15 protein-coding genes are annotated in these 21,353 nt (G+C 65.6%); 14 read left to right on the forward strand and 1 reads right to left on the reverse strand.

Translation table 11 applies throughout. The features are described from left to right. Positions 1–350 precede the first annotated feature (350 nt). From J1M87_RS05365 to aroB, 13 genes are all read left to right on the forward strand, one after another. Complete coding sequence (locus J1M87_RS05365) at positions 351–3,740, forward strand: DUF2126 domain-containing protein (protein WP_206488453.1); 3,390 nt, start codon at positions 351–353, stop codon at positions 3,738–3,740. 150 nt (positions 3,741–3,890) lie between these two features. Next, positions 3,891–6,551: a circularly permuted type 2 ATP-grasp protein gene (locus J1M87_RS05370; RefSeq protein ID WP_206488455.1), complete on the forward strand. Its 2,661-nt coding sequence runs from the start codon at positions 3,891–3,893 to the stop codon at positions 6,549–6,551. Then, positions 6,551–7,450: a transglutaminase family protein gene (locus J1M87_RS05375; RefSeq protein WP_206488457.1), complete on the forward strand. Its 900-nt coding sequence runs from the start codon at positions 6,551–6,553 to the stop codon at positions 7,448–7,450. The genes J1M87_RS05370 and J1M87_RS05375 overlap by 1 nt, the downstream gene beginning before the upstream one ends. A gap of 156 nt (positions 7,451–7,606) precedes the next feature. Then, entirely contained in the window at positions 7,607–8,776 is a 1,170-nt protein-coding gene (locus J1M87_RS05380) for a kinase (RefSeq protein ID WP_206488459.1), read from the forward strand. A 49-nt stretch (positions 8,777–8,825) separates the two neighbouring features. Then, complete coding sequence (locus J1M87_RS05385; protein WP_374222351.1) at positions 8,826–10,217, forward strand: replication-associated recombination protein A; 1,392 nt, start codon at positions 8,826–8,828, stop codon at positions 10,215–10,217. A 42-nt stretch (positions 10,218–10,259) separates the two neighbouring features. Further along, positions 10,260–12,929: an alanine--tRNA ligase gene (alaS, locus tag J1M87_RS05390; RefSeq protein ID WP_206488461.1), complete on the forward strand. Its 2,670-nt coding sequence runs from the start codon at positions 10,260–10,262 to the stop codon at positions 12,927–12,929. 5 nt (positions 12,930–12,934) lie between these two features. Continuing rightward, positions 12,935–13,465, forward strand: a complete 531-nt coding sequence (ruvX, locus tag J1M87_RS05395) for a Holliday junction resolvase RuvX (RefSeq protein ID WP_374222352.1) — start codon at positions 12,935–12,937, stop codon at positions 13,463–13,465. Then, complete coding sequence (mltG, locus tag J1M87_RS05400; RefSeq protein WP_206488463.1) at positions 13,462–14,898, forward strand: endolytic transglycosylase MltG; 1,437 nt, start codon at positions 13,462–13,464, stop codon at positions 14,896–14,898. The genes ruvX and mltG overlap by 4 nt, the downstream gene beginning before the upstream one ends. A gap of 1 nt (position 14,899) precedes the next feature. Beyond that, the gene (locus tag J1M87_RS05405; protein WP_206488464.1) at positions 14,900–15,712 is read left to right on the forward strand and encodes a shikimate dehydrogenase; all 813 of its coding nucleotides are present in this window, start codon (positions 14,900–14,902) and stop codon (positions 15,710–15,712) included. 176 nt (positions 15,713–15,888) lie between these two features. Further along, positions 15,889–16,461: an A24 family peptidase gene (locus J1M87_RS05410; RefSeq protein ID WP_241256325.1), complete on the forward strand. Its 573-nt coding sequence runs from the start codon at positions 15,889–15,891 to the stop codon at positions 16,459–16,461. Between the two features lie 12 nt (positions 16,462–16,473). After that, positions 16,474–17,661 (forward strand): chorismate synthase, encoded by a 1,188-nt coding sequence (gene aroC, locus J1M87_RS05415; protein ID WP_206488466.1) that lies wholly within the window; start codon positions 16,474–16,476, stop codon positions 17,659–17,661. Further along, positions 17,658–18,212, forward strand: a complete 555-nt coding sequence (locus J1M87_RS05420; protein WP_206488468.1) for a shikimate kinase — start codon at positions 17,658–17,660, stop codon at positions 18,210–18,212. The genes aroC and J1M87_RS05420 overlap by 4 nt, the downstream gene beginning before the upstream one ends. A 10-nt stretch (positions 18,213–18,222) precedes the next feature. Further along, positions 18,223–19,335, forward strand: coding sequence for a 3-dehydroquinate synthase (gene aroB / locus J1M87_RS05425; RefSeq protein ID WP_206488470.1), 1,113 nt, complete (start codon positions 18,223–18,225; stop codon positions 19,333–19,335). 90 nt (positions 19,336–19,425) lie between these two features. On the opposite strand, the gene J1M87_RS05430 is transcribed toward aroB, so the two are convergent. Further along, positions 19,426–20,082 carry a B-4DMT family transporter gene (locus J1M87_RS05430; RefSeq protein ID WP_206488471.1) on the reverse strand — a complete coding sequence of 219 codons (657 nt, stop codon included), beginning with the start codon at positions 20,080–20,082 and terminating at the stop codon, positions 19,426–19,428. A 107-nt stretch (positions 20,083–20,189) separates the two neighbouring features. On the opposite strand from J1M87_RS05430, the gene J1M87_RS05435 reads away from it, so the two are divergent. After that, on the forward strand, positions 20,190–21,293 hold the full coding sequence (locus J1M87_RS05435) for a Xaa-Pro peptidase family protein (RefSeq protein WP_206488473.1): 1,104 nt from the start codon (positions 20,190–20,192) through the stop codon (positions 21,291–21,293). The last annotated feature ends 60 nt before the right edge of the window (positions 21,294–21,353 follow it).

A 21,353-nucleotide genomic window follows, 5' to 3' on the forward strand; every position in this document is an offset into this window, starting at 1 on the left:
TGGTGGGTAGCCGCCCGGTGGGGGATAGCCGCTCCCGGGAGTGGGCGGCGTGTTCGGGTCCGGTTGCTCGGGATTGGGTTCGCCACCGTATTGCGGCCCATTGGGCGGGTTCTCACTCACGTTGTACCCTTCGGTCTCTGGCGAAGTACGTCGACGATTCGTCCTTATTTTCAGGCTGAGCGAACCGCAGACAGTTCTGTGTGTCAAGGCGTTCGACATTTCGATGTCGCGCCCGGCCCGAATGTTCGATCGCGCTCTTCCGCATCGATTTTTCTTGCCGAGCGCACCCGGCGTGGTCCTACTAAGGTTGGGTTTTCTACCCATACCGGGACTATCACGAGGGGCTCGCCGTGGGCATCAAAGTTGCACTCGAACACCGCACCAGCTACAAGTTCGACCGCACTGTCAAGATCTTTCCGCACGAGATTCGGCTGCGGCCGGCGCCGCATTCGCGCACGCCTGTCGAGGCGTATTCGCTGAAGATCGAACCAGCAGAGCACTTCGTCAACTGGCAGCAGGACGTGTTCGGCAACTTCCTGGCCCGAGTGGTGTTTCCCGAGCGCACCGATCACCTGTCGATCACCGTCGGACTCGTCGCGGACATGGCCTCGATCAACCCGCTGGATTTCTTCGTCGAGGACTGGGCGGAGCACTACGGATTCGCCTACGAAGAACACGATCTGCCTGACCTGGAGCCGTACCTGCGTCCGGTGGACGAGGGCAAAGCCGGGTCGGGTCCCGGCCCGGTGGTCTCGGCCTGGGTGGAGAAGCTCCAGGCCGCCGTTGTCGAACGAGGAGAGTCGTTGCGCACCATCGACTTCCTCGTGATGGCGAACCAGGCCGTCATGGGTGACGTCGGCTACTCCGTGCGGATGGAACCAGGGGTGCAGACACCCGACGTGACGTTGACCTCGGCCGTCGGGTCCTGCCGAGATTCCGCGTGGTTGTTGGTCTCGGTGCTGCGTCAGATGGGTCTTGCCGCCCGCTTCGTCTCCGGCTACCTCGTCCAGTTGTCCTCGGACGTCAAGTCCTTGGACGGCCCGTCCGGGCCGGTGGAGGACTTCACCGATCTGCACGCGTGGACCGAGGTCTATCTGCCCGGCGCAGGCTGGGTCGGAATGGACCCCACCTCCGGGCTGTTCGCGGGCGAAGGCCACATCCCACTGTCGGCGACGCCACACCCGTCGACTGCTGCTGCCATCTCCGGTGCGACGAGCAAGTGCAAGGCCGAACTCGATTTCTCCAACACCGTGATTCGCGTTCACGAAGATCCGCGTACGACGCTGCCGTACACGGCCGAGCAGTGGGGATCGATCAAGGCCACTGCCGTCAAGATCGATGAGCGGATGCTCGATCAGGACATCCGCTTGACCGTGGGCGGTGAGCCGACATTCGTGGCCATCGAGAACCAGGAGTCGCCGGAGTGGAACACCACGGCCGATGGCCCGCACAAACGAAAGCTGGCCAGCGTACTGGCCGAACGGCTTCGGACGATCTACGCCCCTGATGGTCTGGTACAGCGCAGTCAAGGCAAGTGGTACCCCGGCGAGCCACTGCCGCGGTGGCAGGTGGGGTTGTTCTGGCGCACCGACGGCCAAGCCCTGTGGCACGACTCCGACCTGATCGCCGATCCGTGGTTGGCGGAAGACCTCCGCCCGGAGCCGGTCGAGAATTCCGCATCCCAGTATCTGATCGAGCAACTGGTCGAGGGCTTGGGCCTGCCGGCGTCGCAGGCACGACCAGCATATGAGGACCCGCTGGTCCGGCTGCTGGACCTGGTGCGCCAGCCGTACGGTGACCCTCCGGCCGATGAAGACGATCTCGAACCGGGTGCCGACTCCGCAGACGCCAGACGGCACCTGCTCGAACGTCTCGATGCCAGCACCGACGAGCCGGCGGCGTTCGTGTTGCCGATCTCTCGCACCGAAGACGGCTCCGGTTGGGAGAGCGCGGACTGGAAGCTCAGACGCGGCCGAATAGTGTTGCTGGAGGGCGATTCACCTGCCGGGCTACGACTGCCGCTCAGTGCTGTCTCCTGGGAGGGCGGGCCGGTGGAGAATCCGGCCGATCCCACTGCGCCCACCCCGGATCTACCCACGCCGCAATTGACCCAGCAGCCGCCGCGTGCGGTCGATCCGGCCGAGGCGCGATACGCGAAACTGGTGAACGACACTTCCCGGGTCGGTGGCAGCGCTGTCACCGCAATGGTCGCGGAGGTTCGCGACGGGGTCCTGTACGTATTCATGCCGCCGATGGATCGGTTGGACGATTTCGTCGATCTCGTCTCTCGCGTCGAGCAGGCGGCGTCGAGTATCGACACCCCGGTCGTCATCGAGGGCTACGGACCTCCCTCCGATCCGCGGATTCAAACCCTCACAGTGACTCCGGATCCCGGCGTCATCGAGGTCAACGTTCAGCCGACCTCGTCCTGGGCCGAGCAGAACGAGCTGATGGAGCGTCTCTACCTGGAAGCGCGCAAATCCAGGTTGAGCACCGAGGGTTTCGACAACGACGGCACCACTCGTGGAACCGGAGGTGGCAATCACATCACCCTCGGCGGCGTCACACCGGTCGATTCGCCGGTGCTTCGTCGACCGGACCTGCTGGTGTCTCTGTTGACGCATTGGCAGCGTCATCCATCACTCTCGTACCTGTTCTCGGGCCGATTCATCGGAACCACCTCGCAGGCCCCCCGCGCAGACGAGGGACGGGAGGAAGCTCTCTACGAGCTCGAGGTCGCGTTCAGCGAGATCAAGCGATTGACGGCTGCCGATCGATCGGCGTCGCCGTGGGTCGTGGATCGGGCACTGCGGCACCTGCTCACCGACATCACCGGCAACACCCACCGCGCCGAGTTCTGCATCGACAAGCTCTACAGTCCCGACTCGACTCGTGGCCGATTGGGACTGCTCGAACTGCGCGGATTCGAGATGCCGCCGCATCACCAGATGGCAATGGTGCAGTCGTTGCTCGTGCGATCGATGGTGTCGCGGTTCTGGGACACTCCGCTCGAGGCACCACTCATCCGGCACGGGGCGAATCTGCACGGCCGGTACATGCTGCCGCACTTCGTCATCAACGACATCGGCCGAGTAGTGGAGGACCTGCGCCAACACGGGATCGACTTCGACACCAGCTGGCTCGACCCGTTCACCGAGTTCCGGTTCCCCAGGATCGGTACCACCGTCGTCGGCGACGCCGAGATCGAACTTCGAGGTGCGATCGAGCCGTGGAACACCCTCGGAGAGGAATCGACCTCCTCGGGGACCGCGCGCTACGTCGACTCCTCGGTGGAGCGGATCCAGGTTCAGGTCGCCGGGGCCGACGCGGGCCGATACCTGTTGACCTGCAACGGGGTTCCGGTACCACTGCTGCGCACCGATCGTCAGGACGTTCAGGTCGCCGGAGTGCGCTACCGCGCCTGGCAGCCGCCGAGCGCTCTGCACCCGACGATCGAGGTGCAGAGTCCGCTGCGTTTCGACCTCGTGGAGATGCAGACCGGACGTGCGGTGGGTGGCTGCTCGTACCACGTCGTACATCCGGGCGGGCGCTCGTACGACGGTCCTCCGGTGAACTCGGTCGAAGCCGAGGCGCGCCGCAACGGCCGCTTCGAGGAGGGTGGGTTCACCTCGGGGAAGGTCGACGTAGCAAGATTGCTCGAGATGCACGCTAGACAGGCAATCGATGTGACCGCTCCCGGCATGCTGGACCTGCGCCGGACGGGGGTTCACACGCCCTGACACGTGTGCCTGCACAGACGAACGAGTCGACCGGTATCGATCACGGTCCGACGCGCAACGGGTGTTGTCGGTGACGACGGGCTGCAACGAGAGCCCAGGTCACCGCCCGGCGACGGAGTGGGATCGACCGACGGAAGGAACAGCGGCTCGATGGTGCCCGTGGATACTGCCCAGAATGAGGCCGGCCGAAGCGATGCCGACGGCGGTGGAACCGATGTCGTGTCACCATGGCTCGAATATCACGGTCGGCGTGAGGCCGTGACGGGACGCAGAGATCTCTTCGACGAGATGCTCGGCGTCGACGACGCTGTTCGCCCGCAATGGGCTGAGCTGGTCGAGGGACTGCGTGAGGCAGGACCGGGGGCAATGCGCAGCCTGCAGTCTCGGGTGAGCCGACTCGTCGACGATCACGGGATCACCTACAACCCCATTCCCACGCATGGGGGCGACTCGATACCGAGCGCGGTGCGGTGGGGTCTGGACAGTGTTCCGTTGGTGGTCGCGGCCGACGAGTGGGATCGGTTGGAAGCCGGTCTGGTACAGCGTTCGACATTGCTCGATGCCATTCTGACCGACATCTACGGTGCGCAGGAAACCATCAGGCGAGGACTGATCCCGCCGGAGCTGATCTTCGGCAATCCGGGCTATCTGCGGTCTGCTCACGCCATCACGATTCCCGGGCCGCACCAATTGTTCATGCATGCCGCTGACGTCGCGCGTGGTGCCGACGGCCAATTCCGTGTCGTAGCGGACCGGACCCAGGCACCGTCGGGAGTGGGGTACGCGCTGGCGAACCGGCGCGTGATGTCGCGTGCGATCCCCGAGTTGTTCCAGGCGAGCAATCCCCGGCCGTTGTCCACCTTCGCCCGTGCCGTTCGGCTGGCTCTTCGCGATGTTGCGCCCGCGTCGGCCGAGGATCCGGTGGTCGTGGTGTTGACCCCGGGTTCGCATTCCGAGACTGCGTTCGATCAGGCCTATCTCGCAACGGTTCTCGGGTTTCCGCTGGTCGAGAATGCCGATCTCGTGGTGCGGGACGGATACCTGTGGATGCGATCGCTCGGTAAGTTGCGCAGGGTGGACGTGGTGTTGCGTCGCGTCGACGCCGAGTTCGTCGACCCACTCGACCTGCGCCCCGATTCGCGCTTGGGCATCGTCGGCCTGGTCGAGGTGCTGCGCCGCGGTGCAGTGAGCGTGGTGAACACACTCGGCAGCGGAGTCCTCGAGAACCCTGCGCTCGCTCCGTTGCTGCCTGCGCTGAGCAGGGCGTTGCTGGGTGAGGATCTGATGGTCGAGTCGGTACAGACCTACTGGGGCGGTGATGCGAGCGAGCTCTCGCACCTGAGAACGCGTCTGCGCTCACTGGTTCTACGGTCGACGAACTCGCGACACACCATCGTCGGACAGGATCTCACCGACCTCGCAGCCGGTGAGTTGTGGGAACGCATCGAGGCCGAGCCGTGGAAGTGGACCGGCCAAGAGGTTCCGGAGTTCTCGTTGGCACCGGTCGGCTCCTCGTCGAGTGGTTCGGCACCGGAGCGGTCGGTTGCGCCGGCGCAGGTCGGGATGCGGCTGTTCACGGTGGCACAACGGATCGGCTACACGCCGATGCGCGGTGGCCTCGGACAGGTGGTGATCACGGCTCCGGTCACCGATCCACTGATGACCGTGGCCTCGAAGGACGTGTGGGTCAAGTCCGTCGAGCGCGTCACTCCGGCCGATTCGGCCCCGCACACCCCGCCCGCCACGGTGGAGGAGTTGCCGCAGTACGCCGCGTCCAACGTCGAGGTGGTCAGCTCGCCTCGTGTGCTGGGCGATCTGTTCTGGTTCGGCCGCTACACCGAGCGCGCCGAGGACATGACTCGGGTGCTCATCGCGGCCCGTGAGCGTGATCAGGATTACCGCTCGATGCCGTGGCTCGAGGGCAGCGAAAGCCTGCCGATCCTGCTCGAGGCGGTCACCAAGGTCTCGGGCACGCACCCCGGGTTCTTCGACTCGAAGATCCGAGCCGACGCGATCGCGGAAATGCGTTCGCTGATGCTCTCGCCCGACCGTCTCGGTTCGCTGGCGCAGTCGGTCGATCGAATGCAGCAGGCCGCGCGTGCGGTGCGTGACCAGCTCTCGAACGACACCTGGGTGGTGCTCAACCGAATCGACACCGCCCTCGAAGAACTGGCGGAAGCGGCCGTCAACGACGGCGCGCAACTGTCGTCCTCGCAGTCGAGTGTGCTCCGAGGCCTGCTCTCCCTGTCGGGTCTGGCATCGGAGTCGATGGTTCGAGACTCCGGTTGGTACCTGATGGATGCGGGCAAGAGGATCGAACGCGGGTTGCAACTGACAGCGCTGCTGTCGGCAACGCTGAGCCATGCACTGACGCCGTCCACCGAACAAGCAGTCATCGACTCGGTGTTGTCGGCTGCCGAGTCCTCGGTGATCTATCGCAGACGCAACAGAGGCAGGGCGCGGCTCGCCGCCGTCGCGCAATTGTTGCTGTTCGACGAAGGGAATCCACGGGCGTTGGTCTATCAGCTCGATCGGCTCCGAGACGATCTCGGTTCACTGCCGGACGCCTCGGGTACCTCACGACCCGAGCAGCTCGTCGAGCAGATGCGAGTGCGGTTGCGGCGCGTCGATCCGGGCGATCTCGAGTCGGTCGATGCGGACGGGCGTCGGGCGGAGCTGATCGACCTGGTCGACGGTATCCACGATTCGCTCGAAGAGCTGTCTCGGGTGGTCCTGGCAACGCACATGTCGCTGCCCGGCGGTACTCAGCCGCTGTGGGGCAGCTCGAACGCCCGAAGCGGGGTGCGGTGATGAGTCGTCGGTACCGAATCAAGCACATCACCACCTACACCTACTCCGATCGCGTGACGTCCTCGTACGGACGCGGATTCCTCGCGCCGAGAGACATGGACGGGCAGCACTGCGTCGAGAAGTCGGTCACCGTGGAGCCTGCGCCCACCGATCAGTCGTTCGGCGTCGATGTCTACGGAAACGAGGACGTCTACTTCCACGTGACCAGCGATCACGAGAAGCTGGTTGTCACGGCGGATTCGCTGGTGGAGGTGTATCCGCGTCCCGTGGACGAGACGGCGTCGTGGCCGGCGACGGCACCGTGGGAGTCCGCTCGAATGGCCCTGTTCGACGCGAGCGTGCCTGCCGATCCGGCCCGCTCGACCGCGGTGGAGTTCGCTCTCGATCTGCCCGTTCCGGAGATCACCGACGAGGTCCGTGCATACGCCGCACCCAGCTTCTGGCCGGGGCGGCCCCTCGCCGATGTGATCGTCGATCTGACACATCGCATTTTCACGGACTTCCGGTATCTGTCCGGTTCGACGACGGTCTCGACCACCGTGGTCGACGTCCTCGCTGCGCGCTCGGGGGTGTGTCAGGACTTCGCGCGACTTGCCATTGCCTGTCTGCGGTCGCAGGGTCTCGCCGCGCGATACGTGTCGGGGTACCTCGCAACCGAACCGCCACCCGGCAAGGAACGGATGATCGGTGTCGATGCCACCCACGCCTGGGCCGCGGTGTGGATGCCGAACGATCGGTGGCTCGCGTTCGATCCGACCAACGACCAGTTGGTCGACGAGCGATACGCGACGGTGGCCTGGGGACGCGACTATGCCGATGTACCTCCTCTGCGCGGGGTCATCTACACCGAGGCGGAGGAGAGCACGATCTCCGTCTCGGTCGACGTTGCACCCCAATAGCGAACCCTGCATAATTCGATGGTTCGGGGGTAATCAGACCATCTGGTCGAATCTGGGAATGTGGCGTGCGAGAAGCCGTGAAACGGTCGATCGTGTCCCATTCGTAGTCCTCGACTCAGCACAGCAGAACGTAGCGAACGGGTAGCTTGGATATCGATGACCGCAACACTGGCAGATCCTGTATCAGAGGTAGTAGCCGCAGCTCAAAAACTCCTCACCCGACGCACCGGGGCTCCGGTGACGTTGATCGACCCCGTCGATCTGGGTGGTAGCGGTCAAGCGGTCGTACTGCGAGTGCGGGTCTCCGAGAACCCATTCCAGCTGCCCCGCACGCTGGTGCTCAAGCAGGTTCGCGACGTTCCCGGCGATTCCGAACGCCACGGCGACCTCGCCGATTCCAACGGGTCGAGTGCATTCCTGCGCGAGGCCGCGTCCTACCAATTCGCCAACGCTCTCGCCACCGACAGCAGGCCGGGACCGGAGCTGCACGCCTACGATCTCGACGCGCGGCTACTGGTCCTGAGCGACCTGGGTGACGCCAGTCCGATCACCACCCTGCTGCGCAATTCCGACGAGGCTGCGGTGACCAACTCGCTGATGGCCATGGCCCAGGCGCTCGGTCGAATGCACGCCGCAACGGTCGGCCGTGAGGACGATTTCGCAGCTCTGCTGCGCCGCGTCGGACAGCCGGATTCCACCGACGGGATCTCCGCACAGATTCCCGACGCCCTGGCCGAGGTCCCCGGATTGCTCACCGAATTTCTGGGCATCGACGCGACGCCGAACGACATCCTCGATCGGGTGTCCCGGAGTGGACGACTGTTCGCGCACGGTGCCTTCCGTGCGTTCAGCCCATCCGATCTGTGCCCCGACAACATCATCGTCAACGACGAGGGCGTCCGTTTCCTCGACTACGAGTGGGGTGGATTCCGCGACGCCACTCTCGACATCACCTACGCCCTGGCCTCGTTCCCCGGGTGCCTGTGCAGTTTCGAGCTCTCGCACGACCGTCAACAAGAGATGATCGACGCCTGGCGCGCCGAGGTGGTGGGCATCTGGCCTGCGCTGTCCGATGACACCACCTTGGCAGGCAAGATTCTCGACGCTCGTCTGATCTGGGTGTGGCTGAGCACCTATTGGTTCCTGCCCGACGACCACACCCGTATCGCGGCGGCACGTGCGCACCACCTGTCGGTTCCACGATCACAGGCATTGACATCGCGCTGGTCGGCCCTGGCTGACAGCGCGGACCGGGCAGGTGAGCGCGGCATCGCCGAGTACGCAGCGGCGGTCGTGACTGCGCTGCGAGCGAAGTGGCAGCGGTAGCGACGACGTCGTTCGCATTCCGGGACGGTCGATCGGTAGCGTTCGACCGGTGAGCAGCGGAATCGACAGTGACCTCTCGGGTGCGGACGAGTCCGACGACGGACTCTTCGACCCACCTGCAACGCCGGAGACCGAGATCGCCGAATCGCGGGCGACCTCGACCTACGTCAGGCCCGACGCGCCGCTGGCGGTCCGTATGCGTCCGTCGACCCTCGACGAGGTGGTCGGGCAATCTCATCTGCTGGCCCCCGGCGCGCCACTGCGTCGGCTCGTGGAGGGATCCGGCGCGTCTTCGGTGATGCTCTACGGGCCTCCTGGCACGGGAAAGACGACGCTCGCCTCGTTGATCTCCGGGGCGACCGGACGAAAGTTCGAGGCGTTGTCCGCGTTGTCGGCAGGGGTCAAGGAAGTACGCAACGTCATCGAACTCGCCCGACGGCGCCTGCTCTCGGGTGAGCAGACGGTGTTGTTCATCGACGAGGTGCACCGATTTTCCAAGACGCAGCAGGACGCGTTGCTCGCAGCCGTCGAGAACCGCATCGTCCTCCTGGTGGCGGCGACCACCGAAAATCCGTCGTTCTCGGTGGTGTCGCCGTTGCTGTCGCGATCGCTGGTACTGCAGCTGCAGCCGCTGGCATCGGAGGACATCGAACGGTTGCTGACCCGTGCGGCCAATGATCCACGCGGCCTGGACGGCGCGGTCACCATCGCCGAGGACGCGATGGAGCACCTCGTTCGACTCGCGGCGGGCGATGCGCGAAGAGCGTTGACGGCACTCGAGGCCGCGGCGGGCGCGGCCACCGACGGAGTGCTGGATCTGGCGACCGTGGAGGCCAGTGTCGACAAGGCCGCAGTGCGGTACGACCGTGACGGCGATCAGCACTACGACGTGATCAGTGCGTTCATCAAGTCGATCCGCGGATCCGATGTGGACGCGGCGCTGCACTATCTGGCCCGCATGATCACGGCAGGCGAGGACGCTCGGTTCATCGCTCGCCGCCTGGTGGTGCACGCCAGCGAGGACATCGGGATGGCCGATCCCACGGCCCTGCAGACCGCGACCGCCGCGGCGAACGCCGTCCAGATGATCGGCATGCCCGAGGCTCGTCTGGCCCTGGCGCAGGCGACGATTCACTTGGCGACAGCGCCGAAATCGGGCGCGGTGATCGCGGCCCTCGGAGCGGCCATGGCCGATGTCGCGGCCGGCAAATCGGGATCGGTGCCGCCGCATCTGCGCGACGGTCACTACAAGGGAGCTCAGGGACTGGGAAACGCCGTCGGGTATCGGTATCCACACAGCAGTGCGGGTGGCGTACTCGGGCAGCAGTATCCGCCGGACGAACTGGTGGGCGTGAACTACTACGAGCCCACCGAGCACGGTGCCGAGCGGGAAATTGCGACCAGGGTGGGGAAACTGCGTCGGATCGTCCGGGGCCGATAGGCCCTCGAGTCGGTGCAGCGTCTCGGACGCTAACCTGTACCAGTGCAGACCCATGAGATCCGCAGGCGTTTCCTCGACCATTTCGTGAAGGCAGGACACACCGAAGTACCCAGTGCGTCGTTGATTCTCGACGACCCCAACCTGCTGTTCGTCAATGCGGGCATGGTTCCCTTCGTGCCGTTCTTCCTCGGTCAGCAGACGCCGCCGTACGCGACCGCGACCAGCGTCCAGAAATGCGTCCGCACCCTCGACATCGAGAACGTCGGCATCACCACCAGGCACAACACTTTCTTTCAAATGGCCGGCAACTTCTCGTTCGGCGACTACTTCAAGCGTGACGCGATTCGGTACGCCTGGACCCTGCTGACCGGCAGCGTCGAGGACGGAGGATACGGCTTCGACCCCGAGCGGATCTGGGCCACCGCGTATCTCGACGACGACGAGGCGATCGAGCTCTGGAAGGAGATCGCCGGGCTGCCGGACGAGCGCATCCAACGGCGCGGAATGGCCGACAACTACTGGTCCATGGGCATCCCGGGCCCGTGCGGGCCGTGTTCGGAGATCTACTACGACCGCGGACCCGAGTTCGGGGTCGACGGCGGCCCCGAGGCCGACGAGGATCGGTACATCGAGATCTGGAATCTCGTGTTCATGCAGAACGAGCGCGGCAAGGGAATCAGCAAGGACGATTTCGAGATCCTGGGCCCACTGCCGAAGCAGAACATCGATACCGGCATGGGCGTCGAGCGCGTCGCCTTCTTGCTGCAGGGCGTGGACAACGTATACGAGACAGATCTCGTTCGACCGGTGATCGCCAAGGCCGAGGAACTCTCCGGACGTGCATACGGTGCCCGGCACGAGGACGACGTGCGCTTCCGCGTCATTGCCGACCATGCGCGTACCGCGGCGCTGCTCATCTCGGACGGGGTCAACCCCGGCAACGACGGCCGCGGATACGTCCTGCGTCGTCTGCTTCGCCGCATCGTGCGCTCGGCGCGCCTGCTCGGAGCACCGGACGAAACGATGGCGCAGTTCGTCACGGTCGTCCGCGACACCATGGCGGAGTCCTACCCGAACCTGGTCACCGACTTCGACCGCATTCTGACCGTCGCAGTGGGGGAGGAGACGGCGTTCCTCAAGACGCTGACCTCGGGTTCGCGACTGTTCGAGGGCGCGGCAGACGCCGTCAAGGCATCGGGCGCGAATCGGATCGGCGGTGCCGAGGCGTTCGCGCTGCACGATACCTATGGGTTTCCGATCGATCTGACGCTCGAAATGGCCGCCGAAGCGGGGCTGTCCGTCGACGAGGACGGTTTCCGGTCGTTGATGGCCGAGCAGCGCAACCGGGCCAAGGACGACGCCCGCGCGCGCAAGCATGCGCACACCGATCTGACGGTCTATCGGGACTTCGTCGACGGTTCGCCGACCGAATTCACCGGATTCGACGAACTCGGTTCGGAGGCAACGGTATTGGCCTTGATTTCGAACGGTGTTCGGGTGCCGACCGCGGTTGCGGGAGACAACATCGAGATCATCCTCGACCGCAGCCCGCTCTACGCCGAGTCGGGTGGCCAGATCGCTGATATCGGCACGATCACCGCTCCTGGCCTCGAGGTGAAGGTCAACGATGTGCAGAAGATCGCCAAGACGGTCTGGACGCACAAGTCGGTGGTCGAATCGGGGCAGATCACCGAGGGCGACACCGTCCACGTCGATGTCGACCATGCCTGGCGCAAGGGTGCCACGCAGGGCCACTCGGGTACTCACATGGTGCATGCCGCATTGCGGCAGGTCCTCGGGCCCAATGCGACCCAGGCCGGATCGCTCAACAAGCCCGGCTACCTGCGCTTCGACTTCTCGTGGCAGGGCGCGCTGACGGAGTCGCAGCGCGATGACATCGAGAACGTCGCCAACGACGCGGTGGCCTCGGACTTCGCGGTCAACACCATGGTCACCGACCTCGACAGCGCCAAGAAGATGGGCGCGATGGCGCTGTTCGGTGAGAACTACGGCGACGAGGTTCGCGTGGTCGAGATCGGCGGACCCTTCTCGATGGAACTCTGTGGCGGTACCCACGTGCAGCACTCGTCGCAGATCGGCCCGGTCACCATTCTCGGTGAGTCCTCGGTCGGCTCCGGTGTGCGGCGCGTCGAAGCCTTCGTCGGTCTCGACTCCTACCGCTACCTGGCCAAGGAACGTGCTCTGCTGGCAGGTATCGCATCGTCGCTCAAGGTGCCCTCCGAGGAGGTGCCGGGGCGGATCGAGAACCTGGTCGAGCGTCTTCGCGTCGCCGAAAAGGAACTCGACGCAGTCAAGGCGGCCGCGGTGCTGGCATCGGCGGGTGAGTTCGTCGGCAAAGCGGAGCGATTCGGTGAGGTGCGCGCGGTCATCGCACAGGCTCCCGACGGTGTCGGTGGGAACGACCTGCGCACCTTGGTGACAGATATTCGTGGACGACTGGGAACCGATCCGGCCGTGGTTGTGCTCTTCGGCACGGTCGGCGGCAAGGTTCCGTTCGTCGTCTCGACGAACAAGGCCGCTCAGGATGCGGGCATCGCTGCCGGCGACCTGGTGGCAGCATTCGGTCCGAGTATCGGAGGCCGGGGCGGTGGCAAGCCCGAACTCGCTCAGGGGTCGGGTTCCGATATCGCCGGAATCGACGCCGGGATCGCTGCAGCCCGCGCTCGACTCGCCGAACTCACCACCCACTGACGATCGTGACTTCACAGGGGCGCGGGCCCGATCGGCCCGGCGTCGACGATCCGGGCCGAGGGCGGCGTATCGGCATAGACGTGGGCAGCGTTCGCATCGGAATAGCGTCGAGCGATCCCGACGGCGTGCTCGCGACGCCCGTCGAGACCGTGCCGCGATCGAAGGTCAAGGGGCCGGACGCACCGGACGTGGTGCGGGTAGCGGACATCGTGGCCGAGTACGAGGCCGTCGAGATCGTGATCGGGTTGCCGCGCACCCTGCGTGGCGAGCGCGGCAGTGCAGTCGAGGCAGCCGAGAAATTCGGCCGGTCACTGCACAGACGGGTGGGCGGCGTGCCGATTCGGATGGCCGACGAGCGACTGACTACGGTGAGTGCGTCGCGTGCCTTACGAGACAGTGGAATACGGGTCAAGAATCAACGATCGGTGATCGATCAGGCTGCCGCGGTTGCGATACTGCAGGGGTGGCTCGACGAGCGCCGTGCAGTGTCGGACCGAGGTCGGACCGATCCAGGATCGACGGAGGTCGACGAGTGAGCAACCATGGACCCTCCGATCGGGACCGGCGACAGACGCCCTCGGACGAGGCACACACCGATCCGATCGGCTACCGCGTGGACGAGGACAGCGACTTCCACCGCCGCATGCACCCACATCCGCGCCCACCACAGCGGCAAGAGCCGCACCCGGCATCGGTACCGGCGTCGGGTCGGGAATCCCGCCGTGAGTCGGGTTCGGATTCCGAACGTCCGGTTGCACCGAGAGAAGTCGGCCGCAGCCGTGCTGCAAGTCGACAGGATCGGGCTGCGTCCAACCGCAAGCGCCGCGGACGGCTGGTGGCCGCCGTGCTCGGGCTGCTGTTGCTCGTCGCCGTGGCAGGTGGGGGATATGTCGCCGTGAACAAATTCGCCGATCGCACGACCCCGAACGCGGACTTCGCCGCCGGTTCGCCCGGTGACGGCGTGGTGATTCAGGTTCACCCCAACGACACCGCACAGCAGATCGGAACCGAGGCAGCCGACAAGGGTGTCGTCGCCAGCTCGGGAGCATTCCTCGAAGCCGCCATTGCGAACGATTCCATCACCTCGGTCCAACCCGGTTTCTATCTGATCAACACCAATATTCCTGCCTCGCAGGCAGTGAGCGAACTCGTCGATCCCGCGTCCAGAGTGGGCAATGTGGTGATTTCCGAGGGACGTCAGCTGCACGACGCGCGCGATGTGAACACCGGCGCTGTCAAGAAGGGCATCTACACGCTGATTTCCGAGGCCAGCTGCGTGGATCGAAGTGGGAACGGCACACCCGTATGTGTCAGCTACGACGACCTCAACGCCGCAGGAGCGGTGAACGACCCGGCGGCGTTGGGCGTGCCGGACTGGGCGACCGATCGGGTCGAAGGAGTCCCCGACCGTGACCGCCAGCTCGAGGGCCTGATCGCCGCAGGAACCTGGAATTTCGATCCCACTGCCGCACCCGGTGACATTCTGCGGCAGTTGGTGTCCGAGAGCGCCACCCGCTACGAGGACACCGGAATCCTCACCGCGGGAGCCAATTCGGGGCTCTCTCCGTACGACACTCTGGTGGCGGCGTCGCTCGTCGAACGCGAGTCCCTACCGCAGGATTTCAGCAAGGTGGCTCGGGTGATCCTCAACCGTCTCGCCGTACCGCAGAAGCTCGAATTCGACTCGACCGTCAACTACTCGCTCGACACGACCGAGGTGGCCACCACCGACGCCGACCGAGCCCGAGTGACCCCGTGGAACACCTACGCGAGCGAGGGCCTGCCGGCCACCCCGATCGCGTCGCCGAGCATCGAAGCGGTGCAGGCCGTCGAGGCACCGGCCGAGGGTGACTGGCTGTACTTCGTGACCATCAACCAGGCGGGTGAAACGCTGTTCACCCGCAGCTACGAACAACATCTGGCCAACATCGCGAAGGTCGAGCCGGGCTTCTTGGACAGCGGACGCTGATATGCGCGCCGCAGTACTGGGCAGTCCCGTCGGGCACTCGAAATCCCCGCTGTTGCACCGCGCTGCGTACCGCGCCCTCGGGCTCGACGATTGGACCTACGACCGCATCGAGTGCACCGGAGAACAGCTACCGGGCATGCTCGACGGTTTCGGGCCCGAATGGGTCGGGGTGTCGGTCACGATGCCGGGCAAAGTCGCAGCTCTGGCCCATGCCACCGAGCGCACCGACAGGGCGGTGCTGGCCGGATCCGCGAACACTCTCGTGCGCATCCCGTCCGGCTGGCGTGCCGACTGCACCGACGTCGACGGAATCGTCGGCGCTCTGCGCGGCGTTGGTGTGACGGACCTGTCCGGACGCAACGTCACGGTCGTCGGTGCGGGCGGTACCTCGCGTCCCGCGGTGGTCGCATTGGCCGGATTGGGTGCTGCCGCAGTGACTGTCGTGGCGCGTTCGGTCGACCGCGCGGCAGACACGTTGGCCTGCGCCGAAGCGGCAGGAATACGCGCGGAGTTCGCGCACACGACCGATTCTCGTCTTGCCGCGATCGCAGGTGCGTCGGCCGTGTTGGTCAGCACCGTGCCTGCCGTCGGGGCCGCAGACATCGCGCCTGCCCTCGCCCGAGCTCCGGTGGTGCTCGATGCCATCTACGATCCGTGGCCGACGCCGTTGGCCGTTGCTGTCGATGCAGCCGGTGGGACCGTTGTCGGTGGCCTGTCGATGCTGATCGAGCAGGCGTACGGGCAAGTCGAACAGTTCACCGGCAGGCCGGCACCTCGGGCCGCAATGCAGGCGGCGCTGGACACGCTCGAGTGAGTACCGGCATCCGATAGTCGACGGCCAGTCGGTTCTGCACAGGGATTCTGTTGTACACAGGGATTCGGTTGTACACAGGGTTTCGGTTCTACACAGGGATTTCGGTTGTACACAGGGCAATTGCGGACCTGGGCTTTCGACGCATTCGCCTGTGCGGGGGATGCGACCCTTCGTTCATGGTGAGCGTGGCGGTGGCGGCCGTGGTCGGCGGTCTGGCGGGGGTAGCGATGCGGTACGGCCTGATGTGGCCGAGTCCTCGGTATCTGCCGCTGCTGTCTGCGATCGGGACGGGGTGGGTCTGGTGGCGGTTCGGGGGTTCCGAGTACGCGGTTCCGTTGTGTGCGATGGTCTGGTGGTTCGCGGCGCTCAGCGCCGTCGATCTGCGATGGCACCGGTTGCCGAACGGTCTGACCATCCCGGGCGCGATGGTGGTCACCGTGACGCTCGTGTCGATCGGGTCTGCGAGCGCCTTGCTCGGGGGAGCGCTGCTGTTCGCGATCTATCTCCTCGTCCACCTTCTCGCCCCGGCCGCGTTCGGCGCGGGTGATGTGAAGCTCGCATGGTCGGTGGGGTCGATTGCCGCGCTCGGCGGCGGGGTGGGGTGGTCGATCGCGGCGGTGACGGCACCGCTGGCGACTGCCGTGGTCGGGTCGGTTCTCGCCGTCGGCGGGCACGGCCGCGCGCGGATCGCGCACGGTCCTTCCATGTGTGCGGCGACCCTGCTGGCATCTGCAGCTTGCCTGACGTGAAAAGATGTTCGAGTGCTGCGCTGGATAACTGCCGGAGAATCCCACGGTCCCGCTCTCGTCGCCATTCTCGAAGGAATGGTCGCGGGAGTCGAGGTGACCTCGGACGATATTGCCTCCCAACTCGCTCGCCGTCGCCTCGGTTACGGACGAGGGGCCCGAATGAAGTTCGAGGCGGACAAGGTCACTCTCACCGGTGGTGTGCGGCATGGGCGCACGATGGGTGGGCCCGTGGCGATCGAGGTCGGCAATACCGAATGGCCCAAGTGGGAACAGGTCATGTCGGCCGATCCGGTCGACGAGGCCGTGCTCGCCGATCTGGCGCGAAACTCGCCGTTGACCCGGCCACGCCCCGGGCACGCGGACTTCTCCGGGATGCTCAAGTACGGCTTCGACGATGCGCGGCCGGTGCTCGAACGGGCCAGCGCGCGTGAGACCGCGGCCAGGGTCGCCATCGGGACGGTCGCTCGTCAGTTCCTGGCACAGGCGTTCGGCGTCCACATCGTGTCCCATGTGATTTCCATCGGTGCATCCGATCCCTACGTGGGGCCGCCGCCGGCAAGCGCCGATCTCGATGCGATCGATGCTTCGCCGGTCAGAGCGTTCGACACGGCCGCGGAAGAGTCGATGATCGCCGAGATCGAGGCCGCGAAGAAGGACGGCGACACTCTCGGTGGAGTCGTCGAGGTCGTCGTGCACGGCCTGCCCGTGGGTCTCGGGTCGTTCGTCTCCGGCGAGCGCAAACTCGACGCCAGGCTGGCCGCTGCGTTGATGGGTATTCAGGCGATCAAAGGTGTGGAGATCGGCGACGGCTTCGAGACCGCGCGTCGACGCGGCAGTGTCGCTCACGACGAGATGAAGCCGGGCCCCGACGGTGTCCTGCGTTCGACCAACCGTGCAGGCGGCATCGAGGGCGGCATGACCAACGGTGAAGCGCTGCGGGTGCGGGCGGCGATGAAGCCTATCTCCACTGTGCCGCGCGCGCTGGCCACGGTCGATATGACGACCGGCGACGAGGCGGTGGCGATTCATCAGCGCTCGGACGTCTGCGCTGTTCCTGCAGCCGGTGTCGTGGCCGAAACGATGGTCGCTCTGGTGCTCGCTCAGGCGGCGTTGGAGAAGTTCGGTGGGGATTCGCTGGCGGAGACGGTGAGCAATGTCGACCACTATGTGAAGGGCGCCGCCGCCCGACCTCCACGATGAGCCCCTACGCGGTCCTCGTCGGACCGCCGGGAGCAGGCAAGTCCACCATCGGTCGCAGGCTCGCGCAGGCGTTGAATCTCGAACTGTTGGACACCGATGTCGCCATCGAGCGAGACACGGGTCGGACGATAGCGGACATCTTCTCCCGCGACGGCGAGCCGGCGTTTCGGCAGATCGAGGAGCGGGTCGTCGCGGAGGCGTTGGCCTCGCATCAGGGCATCGTGTCCCTCGGCGGCGGGGCCGTGTTGTCGGCCTCGACTCGTTCGCTGCTGTCCGAGCATACGGTCGTATATCTGGAAATCAGTGTGGCAGAGGGGCTTCGGCGAACGGGAGCCAACACGGCTCGGCCGCTGCTCGCAGGGCCGGATCACCGCGCGAAGTATCAGGAGCTGATGCGGCATCGCCGGCCGTTGTACCGCTCGGTGGCTACCGTGCGGGTGCGGACGGACAGTCGCAGTCCGGCCCGTGTGGTGGGCCAACTGGTCGCGAAGTTGGCCGCTCTCGCTCCTGTTCCCCTCGCTGATCCGAACGACGAAACCCCCAGTAGATGAAGGTGATTCGATGACCGAGCCAGTGCGTGTCCAGGTCGAGACGGCCAATCCGTACCCGGTGATCATCGGCCGAGGTCTGTTGACGGACCTCGTCGACGAGCTTGCCGATACCACCACGGTGGCGATCTTCTATCAGCCGCCATTGGCCGAGACTGCCGAAGCCGTTCGAGCAACGTTGGCAGAGAAAGGAATCGACGCTCACCGCGTAGAGATTCCGGATGCCGAGGACGGCAAGGACCTTGCCGTCGCGGGGTTCTGCTGGGAGGTTCTGGGGCGAATCGGCCTCACCCGCAGCGATGCGATCGTCAGTCTGGGCGGGGGAGCGGCAACGGATCTGGCGGGATTCGTGGCGGCCACGTGGATGCGCGGGGTGCGAATCGTGCACGTCCCGACGACCCTGCTCGCCATGGTCGACGCAGCTGTCGGCGGCAAGACGGGCATCAATACCGACGCGGGCAAGAACCTCGTCGGGTCCTTCCACGAGCCTGCTGCCGTGATGATCGATCTGGCGACGCTCGAAACGGTGCCGAAGAACGAGATCGTCTCCGGGCTGGCCGAGGTGATCAAGACCGGATTCATTGCCGATCCGACAATTCTCGACATCATCGAGGCCGATCCCGCCGCTGCCCTCGATCCGACCGGTGACGTACTGCCGGAGCTGATTCGGCGTTCGGTGGAGGTCAAGGCAAAGGTCGTGGCTGCGGATCTGCGCGAGTCGAGCCTGCGTGAGATTCTCAACTACGGTCACACCCTCGCGCACGCCATCGAGCGGCGCGAGCAGTACCGCTGGCGTCACGGCGCGGCGGTATCGGTCGGTCTGGTGTTCGCGGCCGAGCTCGGACGCCTGGCGGGTCGTCTGGACGACGCCACCGCGGATCGGCACCGCTCCATTCTCGAATCGGTCGGCCTGCCGGTGACCTATGACGAACACGCATTCGGTGACCTGCTCGCGGGGATGCAGAAGGACAAGAAGAACCGTGCCGGTCTGCTGCGGTTCGTGGTCCTGGACGGTCTGGCCAAGCCCGGGCGGCTCGAAGGTCCCGATCCGGCCCTGCTCGTCGCTGCGTTCTCCGCGGTCGGGCGAGAGGCCCCCGCGGCGGGCGGTTCGGCGATCCTGCTGTAGTTGCCGCTGTCCGGCTCGCGCGGATACGAAAACGGGCGGTGACCGACGCAGTGCGCGTCGGTCACCGCCCGTAGCTTTCAGCGGTGGCGGTCAGGACCCGTCGGTGCCGCCTCGACGCTCGCCGCGCTTGTCCAGGCGAGGCTTGCCGTCGGCGTCCACGGCCGAGAACACTTCGGTGTCGGCATCGCTGTGCTCGGCAGCCCACTGGGGTTCGGCGTCGCTCGTCCCGGTGTCGCCGCCGGACTCGGCGTGGCCACTGTTGCCCGCGTTGACCAGTTGGCGTTCGCGTGTGCGCTCGGAATCGGACGCGGCCAGCTTCTTGTTGGCTTCGCGGTTGACGATCAATCGACCCACGAACACGGCCACGCTTGCGGCGATGAAAATGGTGAGGATCGTGAACGCAGCTCCGGAGGTGAGCTCGAAGAGCAGGCCGTTCTGGCCGAGGCTGAAGTCGACGACGAAATCGGCGATCCAGCTGAGGAGACCGCTGAGAAGTCCACCGACCACTGCGGCTTTGAGCCAGAGCATCGTCAGGTCTTCACCGTCGTCCGGGTCCGGATGCTTGCGACGATCGCGTACGCCGTCGATGCCGGCCCACACGATGATCACGAGCAGCACGAGGGCGTAACCCACCCATCGCAGTGCAGATCCGCTCAGCGGCCACGCCGACACTGCCGCCCCCAGCAGCAGTCGAACGACGAAGTTCGTCAAACCCATACCTGTGCCACGCACTACCCACCCTGTCATGCGCCACAGCATATCCGCACTCGCCGATTTGTGTGTCAGGGACCACACGGCATCGGTCCTGTGCAGCCGGGCGCGAGCAACTGACTGTGAGCAGTAATCTCGGAGCCATGACTGCCGATTTCGGTGCCCGTCGCGGTGCCCTACGAGAACTGTTGGCCGCCGATGGCCTCGATTCGATGTTGATCACCGATCTGCTCAATGTCCGATATCTGACGGGCTTCACCGGCTCCAACGCTGCTTTGCTCGTCGCGTCGGCCGATACGGCCGGGGCCGAGGACTCGACAGTGATCTGCACCGACGGTCGATACGTCACGCAGGTGGCCGAACAGGTACCGGATCTGCGTGCCGAGATCGACCGGGCCTCGGCGGTACATCTGCTGCGTTCGGGCGTCTCGGGTGTCGGTGGTCGAGTGGGATTCGAGAGTCACGTGGTCACCGTCGACGCCCATCGAGCATGGTCCGAACTCGATGGTGGTGTCGAGTTGGTGCGCGCGCCGGGCGTCGTGGAGTCGTTGCGGATGGTCAAGGACGAGTTCGAGGTGGGGTTGCTCAGGGACGCCTGCCGGGCGGCGGACGAGGCGCTGGCGCAGCTGATCGCAGGGGGCGGAATTCGGGCCGGCCGGACCGAACGGGAGGTCGCGCGCGATCTGGAATCGTCGATGCTCGATCACGGTGCGGACGCGATCTCCTTCGAGACCATCGTGGCGGCCGGGGCCAACTCGGCGGTTCCGCATCATCGCCCCACGGACGCGGTGTTGGCGGACGGCGATTTCGTCAAGCTCGATTTCGGCGCGCTGGTCGGTGGATATCACTCGGACATGACTCGGACGTTCGTCATCGGTACTCCGGCACAGTGGCAGCGTGATCTCTACGAGCTCGTGCAGCAGTCGCAGACTGCCGGACGAGAGGCGCTGACTCCTGGTGTGAGTACCGCTGCGGTCGATGCGGCGTCACGTTCGGTGATCGAGAATGCGGGCTACGGGGAGTACTTCCTCCACGGCCTCGGTCACGGTGTCGGCCTGGAAATCCACGAAGCGCCGGGAATCGCGAAGACGAGCACCGGTACACTGCTCTGCGGTGCAGCGGTCACCGTCGAGCCAGGTGTCTACTTCTCCGGCCGCGGCGGCGTTCGGATCGAGGACACACTCGTCGTTCGCGACGAGGGTCCGGAACTGCTCACCCTGACAAGCAAGGAACTCACGTCCGTCTAGCGCACGAGCGGGAGCGAATCCAAGCACGTGGCCGACGGCGCGTCACGCGCACAACCGATT

This window comes from Rhodococcus sp. KRD162, assembly GCF_017168335.1.
In the GTDB taxonomy this organism is placed as follows: Bacteria; Actinomycetota; Actinomycetes; order Mycobacteriales; family Mycobacteriaceae; genus Rhodococcoides.